Consider the following 17,111-nt stretch of genomic DNA (forward strand, 5'->3'; position numbering starts at 1 on the left):
CAGAGGCCCCGGTGCGGACCAGTCCGCACCGGGGCCTTCACGTCACCGCTCGCTCACCCGCTCACTCCGCGAGGCCGTCGGCGGCCTCGACCTCTTCCCGCGTGATGCCGAGCAGGTACAGCACGGTGTCCAGGAAGGGCACGTTCACGGCGGTGTCGGCGGCCTTGCGCACGACGGGCTTGGCGTTGAAGGCGACACCGAGACCCGCCGCGTTCAGCATGTCGAGGTCGTTGGCGCCGTCGCCGACCGCCACGGTCTGCGCGAGCGGCACGCCCGCCTCGGCGGCGAAGCGGCGCAGCAGCCGGGCCTTGCCCGCGCGGTCCACGACCTCGCCGACGACGCGGCCGGTGAGCTTCCCGTCCACGATCTCCAGTGTGTTGGCGGACGCGAAGTCCAGCCCGAGCCGCTCCTTCAGGTCGTCGGTGACCTGGGTGAACCCGCCCGACACCACGCCCACTTGGTAGCCGAGCCGCTTGAGCGTACGGATCAGGGTGCGGGCGCCCGGCGTGAGCCGCACTTCCTGCCGCACCTTGTCCACGACATCGGCGTCGAGCCCGGCGAGCAGCGCGACGCGCGCGTGCAGCGACTGCTCGAAGTCCAGCTCGCCGCGCATCGCCCGGTCGGTCACCTCGGCGACCTTGTCCTCGCAGCCGGCGTGCGCCGCGAACAGCTCGATGACCTCGTCCTGGATGAGCGTGGAGTCCACGTCCATCACGACGAGGCGCTGGGCGCGCCGGTGCAGCCCGGCCGACACCACGGCCACATCGATCCCGAGCTCCGCGGCCTCCAGCGCGAGTGCGGTGCGCAGGGGCTCGGTCTCCGTACCGGAAACGGCGAACTCCACCGCGGTGACCGGGTACTTGGCCAGCCGGAAGACCCGGTCGATGTTGCCGCCGGTTCCGGTGATCGTGGCCGCTATGGCGGCGGTCGACTCCGCGGTCAGGGGGTGCCCGAGCACGGTGACGTGCGAACGTCCGCTGCCGCGCGGACGGTTGTCGCCCGTACCCGAGATGATCTCGGCCTGGAGATTGAGGGAATCGGCCCAGCTGTGCACGGTGGCGCGCAGCTCACCGGCGGTGCTCACGGCCGGCTCGGTGACGAGGGCGCACAGGACGATACGGCCGCGGGTGACGACCTGCTCGATGTCGACGACGTCGACGGAGTAGGCGGCCAGCGTGTCGAAGAGCCCGGCGGTGATCCCGGGACGGTCCTTCCCGAAGATCTTGACGAGGAGGGTGGGGGCAGCGTCAGTGGACTGACTGGGCTGAGATGCGCTCATGATGTCTCTACCGTATCGGGCCCCTTCCCGGCCCTCACCTTCTGTCCCGAGGACCGGACACGCGAGGAAGGCCCCGGTCCCCTTCGGGCGTGTCCTCGCTCGCCGGAGAGGCGGGAAAGCAGGCTTCTCCGGCGGCCGAGGGGTGGAGCCCCGGCTCCCCGGCCGTCCTCGCCCGCCCCTCCGCACGCACCGCCGCCCGGTGCCCCGAGTGGCGTGATGTCGACGGCCGCCGGCGCCTCCGCGCCCGCGGGACCGAACACCGGGATCTCGCCGGACGGACTGACCGGACCACCCGCCCCGGGTGCCGCCACCGCCGCTCGCACGGGTCCAGGGCCCTGAATCCGTGCCGGATGTCCCGGGCTGTTGGCATCACACATGATCCGTACGGACTCATGGGCGCTTACCCCTCTCCGGAGGCATTTCTCCCGGGTCGACGGGCGGCCCGTACGCAGCCGTCGCAGGCCCGACTTTCTCATTGGGGGCCGGGCCTGAAATAGTTCCTCACGATGTTCAGCATCCCTAGACTCCCTGCGACGGGGGTAACTCGGGGGACAACTAGGTGGGGCGCGGAGTGCCGGAACTCGTACTGGAATTGAATGGAAGATCCTGGACGCTCGATCCGTCCAGGTCGTACACCCTCGGGCGTGATCCGCAGGGTGACGTGGTGGTCGACGACGCCAGGGTCTCGTGGCGGCATGCCACCGTCAGCTGGGGCGGCCGCAGTTGGGTCATCGAGGACCACGGAAGCACCAACGGCACGTACGTGCAGGGCCAGCGCATCCACCAGATGGAGATCGGCCCCGGCTCCGCCGTGCACCTGGGCAATGCCACCGACGGCCCGCGGCTGAGCCTCTCCGGCGCGGGCGCGCCCGGCGGGCAGGGCGCGATGGCCCGGCAGCAGGCCCCGCAGCAGGCCGCCCCGCACCAGCAGGCCCCGCAGCAGGCCCCGCACCAGCAGGGCGCTCCCGGCTGGGCGGCCCAGGCGCCGCCCCAGCAGCCCCAGCAGGCATGGCAGCAGGCGCCCCACCAGGCGCAGGTGCCACACCAGCAGGGCGGCCCGGCCGGTGGTGCCGCGGGGGCTCCGCCGGTGTACGGCGACCGCAGCCCGACGACGTTCCACCAGGTGGCCATGGGCCGCGTGATGCGGATCGGCCGTGCGCTGGAGAACGAGCTGGTCGTCTCCGACCTGCAGGTGTCCCGCCTGCACGCCGAGTTCACCGCGACGCCCGACGGCCGGTTCCAGATCCGCGACCTCGGCAGCCACAACGGCACGTACGTCAACGGTCAGCCGATCCCCAAGTCCGGCACCGTGCTGCTCGGCCCCACCGACATCGTCGGCGTCGGACACTCGACGTTCCGCCTGGTCGGGGACCGGCTCGAGGAGTTCGTCGACACCGGTGAGGTCTCCTTCTCCGCCCGCCACCTCACGGTGACGGTCGACGGCGGCAAGCAGATCCTCAAGGACGTCTCCTTCGGCGTACCGGAGAAGTCGCTCATCGCGGTCATCGGCCCCTCGGGCTCCGGCAAGTCCACCCTGCTCAAGGCGCTCACCGGCTACCGGCCCGCCAACCAGGGCGACGTCCTCTACGACAACCGCAACCTGTACAAGCAGTTCGCCGAGCTCCGCCAGCGCATCGGTCTGGTCCCGCAGGACGACATCCTGCACAAGGAGCTGACCGTCAAGAAGGCCCTCAAGTACGCCGCCAAGCTCCGCTTCCCCGCCGACACCACCGAGGCCGAGCGCCAGCAGCGCATCGACGAGGTCCTCGGCGAGCTCAAGCTGGACATCCACAAGGAGAAGAAGGTCACCTCCCTCTCCGGTGGCCAGCGCAAGCGCGTCTCCGTGGCACTGGAGCTGCTGACCAAGCCGTCGCTGATCTTCCTCGACGAGCCGACCTCCGGCCTCGACCCCGGCATGGACCGCGACGTCATGCAGCTGCTGCGCGGCCTCGCCGACGACGGCCGTACGGTCCTGGTCGTCACGCACTCCGTGGCCGAGCTCGCCATCTGCGACAAGCTCCTGGTCATGGCGCCCGGCGGGTCCGTCGCCTACTTCGGCCCGCCCGAGGAGGCGCTCAACTTCTTCGGCTACACCACCTGGGCCGACGTCTTCTCCGCCTTCGAGAACTACCGCGACTACGACTGGGCGGGCCGCTGGCGCGGCTCCCAGCACTACCAGATGTACGCCGCGGACATCGACGCCGTCGCCGCGCAGCCCGTACACATGCCGTCCCCGCAGCAGATGCGTCCGCCCAAGCCGCAGGGCTGGGGTTCACAGCTGTGGACCCTGATCCGCCGCTATGTGTCGGTGATCGTCTCCGACAAGGGCTTCATCGGCCTCATGCTGATCCTCCCGGCGGTGCTGGGCATCGTCAGCACCGTGATCCCGGCGGACAGCGGTCTGGGCTTCGGTCCGGAGAGGAACAGGCTGATCAACAAGGACGCCGGCATGATCCTGCTGATCCTCGCGGTCGGCGCCTGCTTCTCCGGCGCCGCCAACTCCGTCCGTGAGCTGATCAAGGAACGGGTCATCTACGAGCGGGAAAGGGCCACCGGCCTCTCCCGCTCCGCGTACCTCATGTCCAAGGTGATCGTCCTCGGCGTGATCACCGCCCTGCAGGGCGTGATCCTCGCGGCGATCGGCTTCGGCGCCCGCGCGAAGCTGCCGACCGAGGGCGTCCTCTTCGAGGAGTACCCGGTCGTCGAGATGACCCTGGTCATCAGCGCGTTCGGATTCACCTCGATGATGTTCGGCCTGGTCATCTCCGCCCTGGTGAAGACCGCCGAGAAGACCATGCCGCTGCTGGTCATGTTCGCGATCGTCCAGCTGGTCTTCACCGGCGTCCTCTTCCAGCTCCACGACAGCCCCGGCATCGAGCAGATCGCCTGGCTGATGCCGTCGCGCTGGGCCGTCGCCGCCCTGGGCACCACGGCGCAGCTCAACGTCGTCTCGCCCTGGGACCCGGACAACCTCGACGGCCTGTGGGACCACACCGCGGGGCAGTGGATGACCGACATGGGCGTACTGCTCGGCATCGGCGTCCTCTGCGGCTTCGTGGTGGTGCGCCTGCTGCGCCGCCACGAGCCCGAGGTCATGCGCAAGTAACGGCACCCGGCCACCGGACACGCCGAAGGGCGGCACCCCACGCGGGTGCCGCCCTTTCGTACGCGCTCGGACGTCAGGCTCAGTAGGCGCTGTTGACGTTGTCCATGGAGCCGTAGCGGTCGGCCGCGTAGTTGCAGGCGGCGACGATGTTGGCGACCGGGTCGTACTGGTCGTGCTTCGTGCCTGCGACGTGGTACGCGTCGAAGGTCGGCTTGATGACCTGGAGCAGACCCTTGGACGGGATGCCGTTGATGGCGTTGATGTCCCAGTTGTTGATCGCGCGCGGGTTGCCGGAGGACTCGCGGATGATGTTGCGGTGGATGCCCTCGTAGGAACCGGGGATGTTGTGCTTCTTCATGATGGACATCGCCTCACGGATCCACCCGTCGAGGTTGTTCGCGTAGACCGGCTTGCGCGCGGCGGCGCGGCTCGCGGCCGCCCGCTCGTCGGCGCGCTTCTTCGCCGCGGCCTTGGCCTTCGCTTCGGCTGCGGCCTTCACCTTGGCCTGAGCCGCCACCTTCGCGTCGGCCTTCGCCCTCGCGTCGGCCACGGCCTTGGCCATCCGGTCGGCACCGACCTGCTGCTGCGTGATGCTCGTGTGCACCGTCTTGGCCTGGGCGCTGCCGGAGGCCGCCGACCATGCCACCGGCGCGGCGGCGACAGCCTGGGTCTCGGACTCGGCGGATGCGTTGCCCGGGACGAGCGAGAACGTGAGGGCGGCGGCGCCGAGGGTGGCGACACCGGCGATCGAGAACTTGTGGTTCTTGTTCAGACGGCCATGACCAAGGGTGCGAAACGCGGACATGCAGACGTACCTCTTCGAATAGCGGAAGCCGCGGAGTCAGCGACGGGAGCCATTGTTAGCGTCCGCAAAATCCTGTGGCAAAGGTGTGACGTACGATCCCCGGTAGTGGACCAGGACCCTTGCATACCTGCCTGGTGCCGGGCGATACCGAGCCCAAACGCCCCTTATCCATCCACTACGGCCCTTCGTAAGTGATCTGGATCCTATGCGCGGGCTCACACGGGGCGCCCGGCGATCTCACCAATAGTTGCTCGTGCGATGCCCAGCGTGAGGGCTTTCCTCCGGGAGGACGAGGTGCACGTCGCCGAACTCGTGCCAGAGGTAGAGGTGCCCCAGCGCCTCGGCGTAACCGCGGTCCAGCGCGGCCCGCCCCGCGATCGCCTCCAGCATCAGCACATGCGATGCCTGCGGCTCGTGCAGCCCGGTCAGCAGCCCGTCCACGACGCGTACGCCGCGCTCCGGGGTGACCACCAGAGCGGTCCAACCCGCGGCCTCACGCACCACCCCGTCGGGACCGGCCGCCGACTCCAGCGCCCGCACCGCCGTCGTCCCGACCGCGACGACCCTCCCGCCCGCCGCCCGCGCGGCGTTCACCAGCCGGGCCGTCGCAGCCGGCACCTCGAAGCGCTCCGGGTACGGCGGCTCGTGCGCCTCGGCCGAGGCGACACCCGTATGCAGGGTGAGCGGCGCGAACTGCACGCCCCGGCTCACCAGCTCCGTCACCATCGCCGCCGTGAAGGGCCGCCCCGCGCTCGGCATCTCCGCCGAGCCCGCCCCGTCGGGGCGGGGCAGCGCGAAGACCGTCTGGTACGCCGACAGCGGCTGGTCCCGCTCCGTGTACCCGTACCGGATGGGCCGCCCGTACCGGTGCAGCAGCCCCGGCACGTCCCGCGCACCCACGACGGACACCCGCGCCCACCACAGCCGGTCCCCGCCGGGCCCGGCCGGTTCCTCCAGCACCAGCCGCCCACCGCCGGGCAGCCCCACCACGGTCCCCGCGGGCCCGCCGCGCCGCGGTCGCGTGGCCCCCGTCTCCAGGGGGCTGCGGAGCTCGACGGCCCAGCGCCGGTCGTCCCCTTCGGTGGAGAAGTGCACCGCCACGCGGCTGCCGGCGACCGGGGCGAAGGCCGAAGCGGCGACCGGGGCGGCGACCGGGATGGCGGCCGGGGGAGGGGCCGCACCCGGACCCGCCCCGATCCACCCGTCCACCGCCGCGGGCAGCGTGGGCGACGTATTGACCACCAGTACGTCCCCGGCCCGCAGCGGCCCGGTCAGCTCCCGGAACACGTGGTGCGTGACCTCCGTACCCCGCGACACCAGCAGCCGCACATCGTCCCGCCCCGCGCCGCGCTCCTCCGCGGGCACGCGCGCCGACAGCTCCTCCGGTACGCGCAGCCCGCCGAGCACGGCCGGCGCCCTTCCCGCCCCCCTCACCGGTCCGCCTCCCGCTCCAGCAGCGCCGTCGCCGCGTACCGCCCGCTCGCGGGCCGCTCGTCGAGCAGCCGCAGGAAGGCCGGGACCACGGAACCGGGTTCCGGCCGCCACGCGTCGTCGTCCGGGACGGCCGCCGCGTACAGACCGGTCCGCATGTCGCCCGGATCGACCGCCCACACCCGCAGCCCCGGCTCCTCCTGCGCCAGTACCGCCGACAACCGGTCGAGCGCGGCCTTCGAAGCCCCGTATCCGCCCCAGGTCCCGTACGCCTCCACCGCCGCGTCCGAACTCACCGAGACCACCGCGCCCCCCGCCTCCCGCAGCAGCGGCAGCGCTTCCTGCACGAGCCCGAGCGCCGCCACCACATTCGTCTCCAGCGCCGCCCGCAGCCCCTCCAGCGGCAGCGCCTCCAGCCGTACGAGCGGCTCCGCACCCAGCGCGCTCGCGTTGTTCACCAGCAGGTCCAGCCCGCCGGGCCCGCGCGCGGCGGCCACCAGCTCCGCCCGGTGCGCGGCGTCGGTGACATCCCCGGCCACGGCCACCACCCGCGTCCCGTACCCGCGCGCCTCCCGCGCCGCGTCCTCCAGCACGGCCCCGGTCCTGGCGTCCAGCACCAGGTCCCAGCCCCGCTCCGCGAGCGCCGCCCCCAGCGCCCGCCCCAGTCCCTTCGAGGCCCCCGTGACGATCGCAACCGGCATGGCAGACATCTCCTCCGTCGCGCCCTCGCCGCATCGGCGTGCCCTCACCGTAGGAACCCGTCCCCGCCCGGCGCCTCCCGCGCCGGCCCCACCGCACCAGGGCACTTAGACCTACGACCTGCGTCCCGGCGCCGGGACGCCCCGGGTCCGATACGGCCGCCGCACCCCGCCGGTACGGTAACCACATGAACGACCCCCGAGCTCACCGTCCCGTTCGAGCAGGGGAGACCCCTTCCCCGCGCTCCGGTCTCACCGCCGTGAGCACCGCGCTGCTCGCGATGAGCCGGCACCTGGAAGTGCGCGACGTCCTCAAGACGATCGTCGCCTCCGCCCGTGAGCTCCTGGACGCGGAGTACGCCGCACTGGGCGTCCCCGACGACCACGGCGGCTTCGCCCAGTTCGTGGTCGACGGCGTCAGCGACGAACAGTGGAAGGCCATCGGCCCGCTGCCCCGCCAGCACGGCATCCTCGCCGCGATGCTGCACGGCGCCGCCACCGAGCGCCTCGCCGACGTACGCAAGGACCCCCGCTTCGAGGGCTGGCCCTCCGCGCACCCCGACATGTCCGACTTCCTGGGCCTGCCCATCCGCGACGGCGACGAAGTCATCGGTGCGCTCTTCCTCGCCAACAAGCGCTGCCCCAAGCCCGAAGGCGCCTGCGGTTTCACCGAGGACGACGAGGAACTGCTCGGCATGCTCGCCCAGCACGCCGCGATCGCCCTGACCAACGCCCGTCTCTACGAGCGCAGCCGCGAGCTCACCATCGCGGAGGAACGCTCCCGCCTGGCCCACGAGCTGCACGACGCCGTGAGCCAGAAGCTCTTCTCCCTGCGCCTGACCGCCCAGGCCGCCGCAGCCCTCGTCGACCGCGACCCGGCCCGCGCCAAGGGCGAACTCCAGCAGGTGGCCGCGCTCGCCGCCGAGGCGGCCGACGAACTGCGCGCCGCGGTCGTCGAGCTCCGCCCCGCGGCCCTCGACGAGGACGGCCTGATCGCCACCCTGCGCACCCAGATCCAGGTCATGGACCGCGCCCACACGGCCCGGGTGACTTTCACCAGCTCCGGCGTACGGGCCCTGCCCGCGGCCCAGGAGGAAGCCCTCCTGCGCGTCGCCCAGGAGGCCCTGCACAACGCCCTGCGCCACTCGGGCGCGGCCCACGTCGACGTCGTACTCGAAAAGAACGGCCAGGGCGCCCGGCTCAGGATCACGGACGACGGCAGCGGCTTCGACCCGAAGACCGTACGCAGAGCGGGCCGCCACCTCGGCCTGGTCTCGATGCGCGACCGCGCCGACGGCGCGGGCGGCAGGCTCACTGTGGAATCGGCGCCCGGCAAGGGCACCACGATCGAGATGGAGGTCCCCGGTGGCTGAGGCCGCACGACCGTCAAAGACCGGAATCCGCGTCCTGCTGGTCGACGATCACCAGGTCGTACGCCGCGGCCTGCGCACGTTCCTGGAGATCCAGGACGACATCGAGGTCGTCGGGGAGGCCGGGGACGGGGCGGAGGGGGTCGCCCGCGCCGAGGAGCTGCGCCCCGACGTCGTTCTCATGGACATCAAGATGCCCGGCACCGACGGCATCGACGCCCTGCGCAGACTCCGTGAGCTCGCCAACCCCGCCAAGGTCCTGATCGTCACCAGCTTCACCGAGCAGCGCACCGTCGTCCCCGCCCTGCGCGCCGGTGCCTCGGGCTACGTCTACAAGGACGTGGACCCGGACGCCCTGGCCGGCGCGATCCGCTCCGTACACGCCGGCCATGTCCTCCTCCAGCCGGAGGTCGCGGGGGCCCTGCTCTCCCAGGAGGACGGGAACAGCGGCACGGGCCGGGGAGGCACGCTCACCGAACGGGAGCGGGAAGTGCTGACCCTGATCGCGGACGGCCGCTCCAACCGGGAGATCGCCCGCGCGCTGGTCCTCTCGGAGAAGACCGTGAAGACCCACGTTTCGAACATCCTGATGAAACTGGACCTCTCCGACCGGACCCAGGCGGCGCTGTGGGCCGTCCGACATGGGATTACGGGTTAAGCGGACGATCTGCGCCCCGGACCGAGATTCATACTGTCGGGTGTATGTCCCCCGAATGGCGCATCCCGGCGGGCCTCCGGGCGTTTTCCATGACGTGCTGCGGCGGCTGGCCGCGGCGACGTCTAGGAGGATCCTGAAGTGAAGAACCTGAAGAAGGCCGCTGCCGTCACCATGGTCGCGGGCGGCCTCCTCGCCGCCGGCGCCGGCGTTGCCTCCGCCACCGAGGGCGGCGCGCACGCCCACGGCACGGCCGTCCAGTCCCCGGGCGTCGGCTCCGGCAACCTGGTCCAGGTCCCGGTTCACGTCCCGGTGAACGTGGTCGGCAACACCGTCAACGTCATCGGCGCCCTCAACCCGGCCTTCGGGAACGACGGCATCAACTACTGACCGACCCCGGTCGGTCGGTGACCACCGGCCCCCAGGCGCCCGGCGCCTGGGGGCCGGTCGCGTGTTTCCGAACCCCTCAGCGCCCCCGCTCGCGTTCCTCGACCCACGCGTTGTACGCCGCGACCTGCGCCCTGCGCGCCACCCGCTCCACCGGCCGCAGCGCTTCCCCGCGCCCCGCCATCTCCGAAGCGCTCACCGCCCCGCCGTGCCCGCTCTCGTACGCCACCGAGATGAGCAGTCCGACCCGCTGCGCGAGTTCCAGCACCCGTACCGCCCGCGGCGGGTACCCGGGGGCCAGCACCTCACCGCCGCCGCCCTCCGTCCGCGCCCGGTATGCGTCGATCGCCGCTTCGGCCACCGGGCCCGACCCCGCCACATCGAGCCGTGACAGCACCGCGGTCGCGTCCCGAAGCGCCTCCGCGAGTTCCCGCTCGGCCTCCCCGAGCGACGGCACGTCCGCCGGCGGAGCCTCCCGTACGGGCAGGCAGTGCCACACCACCTCGACGTGCACGTCCCCGGCCGGCCCCGCCTCGTACACCTCCGGCACCAGTCCCAGCGCCGCGCCGGAGCAGACCACCGCTTCCTCCGCCTCCAGCGCCCGCGCGTTGAACTCCGGCGGCCCACTGAGCCCCAGCGGATGCCCCGGAGCGGGCAGCGCCACCCGGAACCCCGTCACGCCCAGCGCGCGCAACCGCCCCAGGGCCAGCGTGAGCCCGACCGGCCCCGCCTCCCCGGGCACACCTTCCACCCGGTGCACCGCGTCCTCCCCGACAATGGCGAGCGCTACGTGATCCGGCGAAACAAGTCCGGCCAAAAGGGCGTTTCCCCATGCGGCCAGTCGTCCTGAGCGAGGTTCGGAGAGCATGGACCCAGCCTAGGGAATGGGACCTAAGAGCCGGACCGCCCGACCGGTGGCGTAGGTTTTCCCTGGGAGCTGTGCCCGCAGGCACACCCAACATTCTCGAGACTGCATGGGGAGACAACGCGCTCATGAGCGATGTACTGGAGCTGGTGGACGTATCCGTGGTCCGCGACGGACGCGCTCTGGTGGACGGCGTCTCCTGGTCGGTCAAGGAGGGTGAGCGCTGGGTGATCCTCGGCCCGAACGGTGCCGGCAAGACCACCCTGCTGAACGTCGCCTCCAGCTATCTCTTCCCGTCCTCCGGCACCACCAGGGTCCTCGGCGAGACGCTCGGCAGCCCCGGCACCGACGTCTTCGAGCTCCGCCCCCGCATCGGCATGGCCGGCATCGCGCTGGCCGACAAGCTGCCCAGGCGCCAGACCGTCCTCCAGACGGTGCTCACCGCGGCGTACGGCATGACCGCCACCTGGCACGAGAACTACGACGAGGTCGACGAGCAGCGCGCCCGCGCCTTCCTCGACCGCCTCGGCATGACGGAGTACCTGGACCGGAAGTTCGGCACGCTCTCCGAGGGCGAGCGCAAGCGCACCATGATCGCCCGCGCGATGATGACCGACCCCGAGCTGCTCCTCCTCGACGAGCCCGCCGCCGGTCTCGACCTCGGCGGCCGCGAAGACCTCGTCCGCCGCCTCGGCCGCCTCGCCCGCGACCCGTACGCCCCTTCGATGATCATGGTGACGCACCATGTCGAGGAGATCGCCCCCGGCTTCACCCACGTCCTGATGATCCGTCAGGGCAAGGTCCTCGCCGCGGGCCCCGTGGAGACCGAACTGACCTCCCGCAACCTCTCCCTCTGTTTCGGCCTGCCACTCGTCGTCGAGCGCAGGTCCGACCGCTGGACGGCCCAGGGCCTGCCGCTCGGCTGACCCAGGATCCGCGACCCGCCCGCGCCCACGCCTGCCCGCGCTCCGTCCGCGGCCCGCTCGCGCCCTGTCCGTGAAGACTCCCCGCGCCTACCATGACCACGTGGACATCGACGCATGGGTGTGGTGGCTGATCGGCGCCGTCGGGCTGGGGATCCCGCTCGTGGTGACGGCGATGCCCGAGTTCGGAATGCTGTCGGCGGGCGCGGTCGCCGGCGCCGTGACCGCGAGCCTGGGCGGCGGCATGGTCGCGCAGGTGCTGGTCTTCGCCGCCGTCTCGGTCGCGCTCATCGCGGTCGTACGCCCGATAGCCGCCCGGCACCGCTCCGAACGCCCCCAACACGCCACCGGAATCGACGCCCTGAGGGGCCGTCAGGCAATCGTGCTCGAACGGGTCGACGGCAGCGGCGGCCGGATCAAACTGGCGGGCGAGGTCTGGTCGGCCCGGTCCTACGACGCCGACCAGACCTTCGAACCGGGCCGGCAGGTCGACGTCATCGAGATCGACGGAGCAACGGCAGTAGTCATGTGAGCCGAACACCCCGCACACCGGCTCGTGTTCTGGGAAGATTGATCATCAGATCGTCCGCACACGGCCTGGCCGGTCTCCCGAGAAGCACGATACGAAGGGCACGGGAAACGCGATGTCATCCGTCATCATCGTCCTGATCATTCTGGTGGTGCTGGTCTTCATCGCCCTGATCAAGACGATCCAGGTCATCCCACAGGCCAGCGCCGCCATCGTGGAGCGCTTCGGCCGCTACACCCGCACCCTCAACGCGGGACTGAACATCGTCGTCCCGTTCATCGACTCGATCCGCAACCGGATCGACCTCCGCGAACAGGTCGTCCCCTTCCCGCCCCAGCCGGTGATCACCCAGGACAACCTGGTGGTCAACATCGACACCGTCATCTACTACCAGGTCACCGACGCACGGGCCGCGACGTACGAAGTCGCCAGCTACATCCAGGCGATCGAGCAGCTCACCGTCACCACGCTGCGCAACATCATCGGCGGCATGGACCTAGAGCGGACCCTGACCTCCCGCGAGGAGATCAACGCGGCGCTGCGCGGCGTCCTCGACGAGGCCACCGGCAAGTGGGGCATCCGCGTCAACCGCGTCGAGCTCAAGGCGATCGAGCCCCCCACCTCCATCCAGGACTCGATGGAGAAGCAGATGCGCGCCGACCGTGACAAGCGCGCCGCGATTCTCACCGCCGAAGGCATCAGGCAGTCCGCGATCCTCACCGCCGAAGGCGAGAAGCAGTCCGCGATCCTGCGCGCCGAGGGCGAGGCCAAGGCGTCCGCGCTGCGCGCCGAGGGCGAGGCCCAGGCCATCCGTACGGTCTTCGAGTCGATCCACGCGGGCGACCCGGACCAGAAGCTCCTCTCGTACCAGTACCTCCAGATGCTCCCGAAGATCGCCGAGGGCGATGCCAACAAGCTCTGGATCGTGCCCAGCGAGATCGGTGACGCGCTCAAGGGCCTCAGCGGCGCCTTCGGCAACTTCAGCGGCGGTGCCCCGGGCTTCAACACGGGCCAGGAGCGCCGCCAGGACCCCCCCATCGACTGACACGTACAGATCTCGTGCATGATCGGTGCACCAAGCAACGATCATGCACGAGAGGCTCACCGTGACCATCTGGGAGATGCTCGCCGTCTTCGCCGCGGGCGTGGGCGCCGGGACCATCAACACCATGGTCGGTTCCGGAACCCTCATCACCTTCCCGGTCCTGCTCGCCACCGGTCTGCCGCCGGTGACCGCGACCGTTTCGAACGCCCTCGGCCTGATCCCCGGCTCGATCAGCGGCGCCATCGGCTACCGCAAGGAACTCACCGGCCAGCGCCGCCGCATCCTGCGCATGGGCGCGGCCGCCGCCGTCGGATCCGTCTGCGGAGCCGTACTGCTCCTTGCCCTGCCGGCGAACGCCTTCGAGACGATCGTGCCGGTCCTGGTCGGCCTCGCCCTGGCCCTGGTGATCCTCCAGCCCCGTATCACCAAGGCCGTCCAGCGCCGCCGCGAGCGCAACGGCTCCGACGCCCCCGACCCCGACGGCGGCCCGCTCCTCATCACGGGCCTTCTGCTCGCCAGCGTGTACGGCGGTTACTTCACCGCGGCCCAGGGAATCATCTATGTCGCGCTCATGGGCATGCTGCTCAACGACACCCTGCAACGCCTGAACGCCACCAAGAACGTCCTCGCCGCGGTCGTCAACAGCACCGCCGCGGTCTTCTTCCTCTTCGCCGCGGAGTTCGACTGGACCGCCGTCGCGCTCATCGCCGTCGGCTCCACGCTCGGCGGTCAGCTCGGCGCCAAGATCGGCCGCCGCCTGCCACCGACCGCCCTGCGCACGCTGATCGTGGCCGTGGGCACAGTCGCGATCGTCCAGCTGATACTGCGCTGACGCACAGAAGCCCGCCTCCGGACGAAGGCGGGCTTACTCCTCCGAGCGCCTACGCGGGCTGCGCCAGTCCGCCCCGGGACATCGGCTCCGTCCGGGCAGGAGCGACCCCGCTCGGCAGCGCGAACCACTCGTTCGCCCCCAGCGACAGGAGCATCGCGTCGGCGGGCGAAGGCACGAACGGCCGCCGCAGCAACGGCATGCCCGCCTCCTCCGGCGTACGGTCCGCCTTGCGGTGATTGTCCTCCGCGCAGGACGCCACCGTGTTCAGCCAGCCGTCCCCGCCGCCCTGGGCTTTCGGTATCACATGGTCGACGGTGGTGGCCCGCCGTCCGCAGTACGCGCACCGGTGCTGGTCCCGTATGAGCACACCGCGCCTCGACCACGGTGCCTGTCTTCGGAAGGGCACCCGGACGTACCGGCAGAGCCTGATGACCTGCGGCACCGGAAGCTCCACGGCGGCCGCGCGCATCAGCAGTCCGGGGCGGGCCTGTTCGACGACGGCCTTGTCCGTCAGGACAAGCACCACCGCCCGGTTCAGCGTCACCGTAGACAGCGGCTCGAAGCTCGCGTTCAGTACCAGCGTGTCCCGCATCCCGCCCACCCTTCCTGCGCCGGCCCACCCCGTGGCGGGCTTGGATCAACTCTGACCGGGCACACCGAGATGGACAACGCAATAAAAAAGATGCCCGTCCCTGATCTCTTCCAAGACCAGGGACGGGCAAACAGAAAGTGAACGGTCAACTCGCCGCGGGAGCCTCGTATTCGGCGACCAGCTGCGCACGCCCGAGCGTGTGGAACCGCAGATTGAATCCCACAGCGGCGGGAGAGGTGTCGGCGTCGGGGCCGAGCTTCTCCGTGTCCACCGCGTACACGGTGAACACGTAGCGGTGCCGCTCGCCGGCCGGCGGCGCGGCCCCGCCGAAGTCCTTCGTCCCGTAGTCGTTACGGGCCTGGACCGCACCCTCCGGCAACCCCTCGGACTTCCCGCTGCCCGCCCCGGCCGGCAACTCCGTCACCGATGCCGGGATGTCGAACACGGTCCAGTGCCAGAACCCGCTGCCGGTCGGCGCGTCGGGATCGAAACACGTCACGGCAAAGCTCTTCGTCCCGGCGGGAAACCCTTCCCACCGCAAGTGCGGCGACGTATTGCCGGCCGCGTACACCTGGGCGTCCTTCAGCACCGCCCCGTCCGTGACGTCCTCACTCACCACGGTGAACGAGGGCACCGGCGGATGGAAGTCATGGGGAAGCGGCGGCCTCTTCGCCTCGGACACGTCTGAACCTCCGATTGGGCTGTCCTGCCTGACAGATCCCGAGCCTAGAGCCAGTTGCGCTGACCACCGACCTGGGCAAGCCACTGATTGAGGTAAGCCACCCAGTCGGTTCCCTGGAAGTCGTTCAGCCCGACCTTGAAGGCCCGGTAGGAGTCGCTGCTCTCACTGAAGAGCCCCGGCTTCTTGTCCATCTCCAGGACGACGTCCATCTCGCGGTCGTCCGCGACGAAGGTCAGCTCGACCTGGTTGAGCCCGCGGTACTGCTGCGGCGGCTGGAACTCGATCTCCTGGTAGAAGGGCAGCCGCTGACGCGTCCCCCGGATGTGACCGCGCTCCATGTCCGCGCTCCGGAACCGGAAGCCCAGCTGCACGAAGGCGTCCAGGATCGCCTGCTGCGCGGGCAGCGGGTGCACATTGATCGGGTCCAGGTCGCCCGAGTCCACGGCCCGCGCGATCTCCAGTTCGGTCGTGACGCCGATGTTCATGCCGTGCAGCTGCTGACCGGCGATGCTGGTGATCGGGGTCTCCCAGGGAATCTCCAGGCTGAACGGCACCACATGCACCGCACCCGCCTGCACCTGGAAGGCGCCGCCGAGCCGCTGCTTGGTGAACTCGATGTCCTGCTTGACCTCCTGGTCACCGCCTTCGACCTCGACGCGCGCCTGCAGACCGACGGAGAGCCCTTCGATCTGCTGATCGACCGAGCCGCCCTGGACGCGCACCTCGCCCTGGACCACACCACCAGGCACGACGTTCGCCTCGGTCAGCACCGTCTCCACCGACGCGCCACCGGCACCCAGACTCGCGAGCAACTTCTTGAAGCCCATGTCTTCCTCCCCAGATCTTTCGGTTCTGACCAGTACAAACGCGGAAGTCCTGCACCCGGTTCCGCGCCCTCACCCTGGCAAAGCGCACGCCTCGTGGCCACCTGCCCGGACAAAGGGCTTCCAGTACGCTCGGAGGGCATGATCATGGATCCCGACCGTACGCCGCTCAGCAGGACGTTCTTCGACCGCCCCGTACTGGAGGTCGCCCCCGACCTTCTGGGGCGCACTCTCGTACGACTGACCGACGACGGCCCGATCGAACTCCGCATCACCGAGGTCGAGGCCTACGACGGCCAAGGAGACCCCGGATCGCACGCCTACCGCGGAAAGACCCCGCGCAACGCATCCATGTTCGGTCCGCCCGGCCATGCGTACGTCTACTTCATCTACGGCATGTGGTTCAGCCTGAACCTGGTCTGCGGCCAGGAAGGCACCGCGAGCGGCGTTCTCCTGCGCGGAGGAGAGGTGACGAGCGGCCACGAGATCGTGCGCAAACGACGACTCTCGGCCCGAAACGACAACGAACTGGCCAAAGGCCCGGCACGCCTCGCCACGGGACTCGCCATCGACCGCACCCTGGACGGCACCGACCTCTGCGCCGGCCCCGAGTCCCCTCTCTCCGTACTGCACGGCACGCCCGCCTCCACCGACCTGGTGCAGAACGGCCCACGCACCGGCGTGGGCGGTGAGGGCGCCGGCCACCCCTGGCGTTTCTGGATCAGCGGAGACCCCACGGTGAGCCCCTTCAGGGCGCACAAGCCACGCCACCGACGAGCTTGACGCAGGCCCGACGAACGCCTAACGTAGTCCGAGCCGCTTGAGACGGGCACTGCTGTCGGTACGGGCTTTCAGCCCCCACCAAAGCGCCCCGAAGCGGCCAACCCACTACCTGCGACTTCCCTGACGGGTTCGTTTTCGGCATTCCCGAATTTCGTCCCACCGGCTCGATTATGAGCCGCAAGGGAAATCCGCTAAAGTAGTGACCACGCCGAAAGGGAAACGCGAAAGCGAAGAACCGGAAGGCGCCGAGGAAGTCGGACCGGAAAGGGTCTGATAGAGTCGGGAACACGAAATGCCGAACGAAA

General features: G+C 70.4%; 17 protein-coding genes. 9 read left to right on the forward strand and 8 right to left on the reverse strand.

Annotation, left to right across the window (positions count from 1 at the left end):
* Positions 1-61 precede the first annotated feature (61 nt).
* On the reverse strand, positions 62-1,279 hold the full coding sequence (gene serB / locus ACWD0Y_RS25490; protein ID WP_450262643.1) for a phosphoserine phosphatase SerB: 1,218 nt from the start codon (positions 1,277-1,279) through the stop codon (positions 62-64).
* A 571-nt stretch (positions 1,280-1,850) separates the two neighbouring features.
* Between serB and ACWD0Y_RS25495 the strand changes: the two genes are divergently transcribed.
* The gene (locus ACWD0Y_RS25495; RefSeq protein ID WP_450262644.1) at positions 1,851-4,385 is read left to right on the forward strand and encodes an FHA domain-containing protein; all 2,535 of its coding nucleotides are present in this window, start codon (positions 1,851-1,853) and stop codon (positions 4,383-4,385) included.
* Between the two features lie 79 nt (positions 4,386-4,464).
* On the opposite strand, the gene ACWD0Y_RS25500 is transcribed toward ACWD0Y_RS25495, so the two are convergent.
* The 3 genes from ACWD0Y_RS25500 to ACWD0Y_RS25510 form a co-directional block, all read right to left on the reverse strand.
* Complete coding sequence (locus tag ACWD0Y_RS25500) at positions 4,465-5,190, reverse strand: transglycosylase SLT domain-containing protein (RefSeq protein WP_450262645.1); 726 nt, start codon at positions 5,188-5,190, stop codon at positions 4,465-4,467.
* Between the two features lie 237 nt (positions 5,191-5,427).
* Positions 5,428-6,624 (reverse strand): S-adenosylmethionine:tRNA ribosyltransferase-isomerase, encoded by a 1,197-nt coding sequence (locus ACWD0Y_RS25505; RefSeq protein ID WP_450262646.1) that lies wholly within the window; start codon positions 6,622-6,624, stop codon positions 5,428-5,430.
* Positions 6,621-7,322, reverse strand: coding sequence for an SDR family NAD(P)-dependent oxidoreductase (locus ACWD0Y_RS25510; RefSeq protein ID WP_450262647.1), 702 nt, complete (start codon positions 7,320-7,322; stop codon positions 6,621-6,623). The genes ACWD0Y_RS25505 and ACWD0Y_RS25510 overlap by 4 nt, the downstream gene beginning before the upstream one ends.
* A 185-nt stretch (positions 7,323-7,507) precedes the next feature.
* Between ACWD0Y_RS25510 and ACWD0Y_RS25515 the strand changes: the two genes are divergently transcribed.
* From ACWD0Y_RS25515 to ACWD0Y_RS25525, 3 genes are all read left to right on the forward strand, one after another.
* Positions 7,508-8,692, forward strand: a complete 1,185-nt coding sequence (locus ACWD0Y_RS25515) for a GAF domain-containing sensor histidine kinase (RefSeq protein ID WP_450262648.1) — start codon at positions 7,508-7,510, stop codon at positions 8,690-8,692.
* Positions 8,685-9,347 carry a response regulator gene (locus ACWD0Y_RS25520; protein WP_255306150.1) on the forward strand — a complete coding sequence of 221 codons (663 nt, stop codon included), beginning with the start codon at positions 8,685-8,687 and terminating at the stop codon, positions 9,345-9,347. The genes ACWD0Y_RS25515 and ACWD0Y_RS25520 overlap by 8 nt, the downstream gene beginning before the upstream one ends.
* Positions 9,348-9,485: 138 nt before the next feature.
* Positions 9,486-9,734, forward strand: a complete 249-nt coding sequence (locus tag ACWD0Y_RS25525; protein ID WP_450262649.1) for a chaplin family protein — start codon at positions 9,486-9,488, stop codon at positions 9,732-9,734.
* A 76-nt stretch (positions 9,735-9,810) separates the two neighbouring features.
* Here ACWD0Y_RS25525 and ACWD0Y_RS25530 read toward each other — a convergent pair whose 3' ends face one another.
* On the reverse strand, positions 9,811-10,599 hold the full coding sequence (locus ACWD0Y_RS25530; RefSeq protein WP_450262650.1) for a hypothetical protein: 789 nt from the start codon (positions 10,597-10,599) through the stop codon (positions 9,811-9,813).
* 125 nt (positions 10,600-10,724) lie between these two features.
* On the opposite strand from ACWD0Y_RS25530, the gene ACWD0Y_RS25535 reads away from it, so the two are divergent.
* The 4 genes from ACWD0Y_RS25535 (at position 10,725) to ACWD0Y_RS25550 (ending at position 13,925) form a co-directional block, all read left to right on the forward strand.
* On the forward strand, positions 10,725-11,522 hold the full coding sequence (locus ACWD0Y_RS25535; RefSeq protein WP_450262651.1) for an ABC transporter ATP-binding protein: 798 nt from the start codon (positions 10,725-10,727) through the stop codon (positions 11,520-11,522).
* 100 nt (positions 11,523-11,622) lie between these two features.
* The gene (locus ACWD0Y_RS25540) at positions 11,623-12,051 is read left to right on the forward strand and encodes an NfeD family protein (protein ID WP_450262652.1); all 429 of its coding nucleotides are present in this window, start codon (positions 11,623-11,625) and stop codon (positions 12,049-12,051) included.
* A 112-nt stretch (positions 12,052-12,163) separates the two neighbouring features.
* The gene (locus tag ACWD0Y_RS25545; RefSeq protein ID WP_214909057.1) at positions 12,164-13,093 is read left to right on the forward strand and encodes an SPFH domain-containing protein; all 930 of its coding nucleotides are present in this window, start codon (positions 12,164-12,166) and stop codon (positions 13,091-13,093) included.
* 61 nt (positions 13,094-13,154) lie between these two features.
* Positions 13,155-13,925 (forward strand): sulfite exporter TauE/SafE family protein, encoded by a 771-nt coding sequence (locus tag ACWD0Y_RS25550; RefSeq protein ID WP_450262656.1) that lies wholly within the window; start codon positions 13,155-13,157, stop codon positions 13,923-13,925.
* 49 nt (positions 13,926-13,974) lie between these two features.
* Here the strand turns inward: ACWD0Y_RS25550 and ACWD0Y_RS25555 are convergent, their stop codons facing one another.
* The 3 genes from ACWD0Y_RS25555 to ACWD0Y_RS25565 all read right to left on the reverse strand — a co-directional run bounded on the left by ACWD0Y_RS25555 (position 13,975) and on the right by ACWD0Y_RS25565 (position 16,026).
* Entirely contained in the window at positions 13,975-14,517 is a 543-nt protein-coding gene (locus ACWD0Y_RS25555; protein ID WP_450262653.1) for an HNH endonuclease, read from the reverse strand.
* 145 nt (positions 14,518-14,662) lie between these two features.
* Positions 14,663-15,199 carry a YbhB/YbcL family Raf kinase inhibitor-like protein gene (locus ACWD0Y_RS25560; protein WP_450262654.1) on the reverse strand — a complete coding sequence of 179 codons (537 nt, stop codon included), beginning with the start codon at positions 15,197-15,199 and terminating at the stop codon, positions 14,663-14,665.
* 44 nt (positions 15,200-15,243) lie between these two features.
* Positions 15,244-16,026, reverse strand: coding sequence for a sporulation protein (locus ACWD0Y_RS25565; protein WP_093801509.1), 783 nt, complete (start codon positions 16,024-16,026; stop codon positions 15,244-15,246).
* Between the two features lie 138 nt (positions 16,027-16,164).
* Here ACWD0Y_RS25565 and ACWD0Y_RS25570 point away from each other — a divergent pair, with 138 nt between their 5' ends.
* Positions 16,165-16,806, forward strand: coding sequence for a DNA-3-methyladenine glycosylase (locus tag ACWD0Y_RS25570; protein WP_450262655.1), 642 nt, complete (start codon positions 16,165-16,167; stop codon positions 16,804-16,806).
* Positions 16,807-17,111: the final 305 nt, after the last annotated feature.

The sequence above is a fragment of the Streptomyces altiplanensis genome, from assembly GCF_053591575.1.